This window comes from Microbacterium sp. (assembly GCF_032084865.1).
Lineage (GTDB): Bacteria > Actinomycetota > Actinomycetes > Actinomycetales > Microbacteriaceae > Microbacterium.
In genome coordinates, this window is sequence record NZ_DAMDLU010000214.1 from 1 (window position 1) to 3,092 (window position 3,092).

The 3,092-nt window shown below is 69.5% G+C and carries 2 protein-coding genes and 1 pseudogene; 2 read left to right on the forward strand and 1 reads right to left on the reverse strand.

The features are described 5' to 3' along the window. Positions 1-463 (forward strand): annotated as a pseudogene (locus RT309_RS14525) (hypothetical protein); the annotation flags it as partial. Positions 464-475: 12 nt separating this feature from the next. Here RT309_RS14525 and RT309_RS14530 read toward each other — a convergent pair. Continuing rightward, a complete protein-coding gene (locus RT309_RS14530; protein WP_313358177.1) occupies positions 476-934 on the reverse strand; it encodes a GNAT family N-acetyltransferase in 459 nt (152 codons plus the stop codon). A 127-nt stretch (positions 935-1,061) separates the two neighbouring features. Here RT309_RS14530 and RT309_RS14535 point away from each other — a divergent pair. Further along, positions 1,062-3,092: NADP-dependent isocitrate dehydrogenase (locus tag RT309_RS14535; protein WP_313358179.1), on the forward strand; the 2,031-nt coding region annotated here is incomplete at its 3' end.

A 3,092-nucleotide genomic window follows, 5' to 3' on the forward strand; every position in this document is an offset into this window, starting at 1 on the left:
GGCGCGCGCCGCCGCCGCTCGCGTGAAGGCGAGCCGGGTGCGGATCTCGACCGAGCGGTCGTCGATGTCGGCCGGCGTGCTGCCGCTGGAGCGGCTGCGCAGCCGCCACGACGCGCTGCTCGCACGCTGGATGGAGTACGAGACCGACCCGGCACGGGCGATAGCCTTCCCGCAGATGAGCGACGGACGTCAGCCGGCGACGTCGGCGTTCCTCGTCGCGCTGCAGCGTGCGCGCGACGCCAGGCCGGGGCCCGACTCGCGGATGAGTCCGGAGGAGTTCGGCGCGTACCGCGTGGCCGTCGAGGATCTGGAGCGTGCCTTCGACATCGCCGAGCGGGCAGCCCGCGGCGAGCGGGTGGAGCCCGAGCTGCCGGATGCCCTGTGGGACGCCGCCCGCACGATCGCGATCCGCACGTCCGACTCGGTCATCGCCTGGACGACGAGGAAGCGCCGCCGGCCCTGACCGGACGAATCGTCAGCCGTCGACGCGGATCTGCGCGATGACCTCGGAGTACTCCGTCTCGCCGATGGGCTCGAACCCCACGCGGCGGAAGAACGCCTCCGGGCCGTCCTCGCCGGCCTCGTAGATGACGTTCACGTGGTCGACGCCACGGGCGCGGGCCTCGTCGACCAGCGCCTGCACCGCGAAGCTGCCGACGCCGCGACGCTGGTCGTCTGCGTCGACGTTGATGCGCCAGAGCACGCTGCGGAAGTGCTCGTCCGGGGTGTCGGCGTCGAAGCTGGCGTTCACGAAGCCGACGACCTGATCGCCGTCGAGCACGACTCGCTGCCACGACGTCTGAGGGTTCACGACCGTCGCGGCGATGCCGTACGACACCGGAGCGAGGAACTGCTCCTGGCCCGGACGCAGCGACAGCTTGTTCACGGCGACGATCGTCGCAGCGGAGAGTTCTTCTACGCGCAGTTCCGACATGACCCCAGGCTAGCGCGTCACCCGCGATCCGTGGCAGAGCGGAGTCATGGGGCGTGACCAGGCTCGCGGAGAAGACTCGGGTATCTTGGTATCGAGATAAATCTGCCCCCGCGAACGGAGATCCCCGGTGACCGACGACGCCATCATCTACACCTACACAGACGAGGCGCCGGCTCTGGCCACCGCCTCGTTCCTGCCCATCATCAAGGCCTACACCGGTCAGGCGGGCATCGAGGTGGAGACCCGCGACATCTCGCTGGCGGGTCGCATCCTCGCCGCCTTCCCCCAGAAGCTCGCCCCCGAGCAGCAGGTGGGCGACGCGCTCGCCGAGCTCGGCGGCCTCGCCACGCTGCCCGAGGCGAACATCATCAAGCTGCCGAACATCTCGGCATCCATCCCTCAGCTCAAGGCCGCCATCGCCGAGCTGCAGGAGAAGGGCTTCGATGTCCCGGACTACCCCGACGAGCCGCAGTCGCTCGACGAGAAGGACGTCCGCGCCCGCTACGACAAGATCAAGGGCTCGGCCGTGAACCCCGTACTGCGCGAGGGCAACAGCGACCGCCGCGCCCCGCTCGCGGTGAAGAACTACGCCAAGAAGCACCCGCACCGCAACAAGCCGTTCGCCGAGGGGTCGAAGACCCGCGTCGCCACCATGGGTCACGACGACTTCAAGAGCAACGAGCGCTCGTGGGTCGCCGCCCACGACGACGTGCTGAGCTTCCAGCACGTCGCCGCCGACGGCACCATCACCGTGCTGAAGGAGGGGCTCAAGGTCCTGCCGCGCGAGATCATCGACGCCACGTTCCTGTCGGCGGCGCACCTCGACGCCTTCCTCGCCGAGACCCTCGAGCAGGCCGAGGCCGACGACGTGCTCTACTCGGTGCACCTCAAGGCGACCATGATGAAGGTCAGCGACCCGATCATCTTCGGGCACGTCGTGAAGGCCTTCTTCGCGGACGTCTTCGCGCAGTACGGCGACCAGCTCGCGGCGGCCGGTCTCAGCGCCAACGACGGGCTCGGCTCGATCCTCGCCGGACTGTCGACGCTCGCCGGCGGCGAGGAGATCGCCGCGGCCTTCGAGCGCGCGATCGACAACGGCCCCCGCCTGTCGTACGTCAACTCCGACAAGGGCATCACCAACCTGCACGTGCCCAGCGACGTGATCGTCGACGCCTCGATGCCCGCCCTGGTGCGCAACGGCGGCAAGCTGTGGGGCAAGGACGGCGGCGAGGCCGACACCATCGCAGTCATCCCCGACTCCTCGTACGCGGGTGTCTACCAGGCCGTGATCGACGACGTCATCGCCAACGGGCCACTCGACCCGGCCACGATCGGCACCGTGCCGAACGTCGGGCTGATGGCGCAGGCCGCCGAGGAGTACGGCAGCCACGACAAGACGTTCGAGATCGCGTCGGCCGGCATCGTGCAGGTGCTCGACGGCGAGGGCACTGTCCTCATCGAGCACACCGTCGGCGCCGGCGACATCTGGCGCGCGACGCAGACCAAGCACATCCCCGTGATGGACTGGGTCAAGCTCGCCGTGACGCGCGCCCGCGCCACCGGCGTCCCGGCCGTGTTCTGGCTCGACGCGAACCGCTCGCACGACGCGCAGATCATCGCGAAGGCGCACCAGGGACTCGCGACGCTCGACACGACGGGCCTGACGATCACGATCCTCGCGCCCGAGGAGGCGACCCGGTACACGCTGGCGCGCATGCGTCACGGCCTCGACACCATCTCGGTGACGGGCAACGTGCTGCGCGACTACCTGACCGACCTGTTCCCGATCCTCGAGGTCGGCACGAGCGCGAAGATGCTCAGCATCGTGCCGCTGCTGGCCGGCGGCGGGCTGTTCGAAACCGGCGCGGGCGGCTCGGCGCCGAAGCACGTGCAGCAGCTGGTCGGCGAGAACTACCTGCGTTGGGACTCGCTGGGCGAGTTCTTCGCCCTGGCCGCCTCGCTCGAGCACTTCGCCGACCGCACGGGCAACGAGAAGGCACGAATCCTCGCCGAGACGCTGGATGCCGCGACCGGCACGTTCCTCGAAGAGGACCGTTCGCCCGGGCGCGCGCTGGGCACGATCGACAACCGCGGCAGCCACTTCTACCTCGGCCTGTACTGGGCGCAGGAGCTGGCGAAGCAGACGAAGGACGCCGAT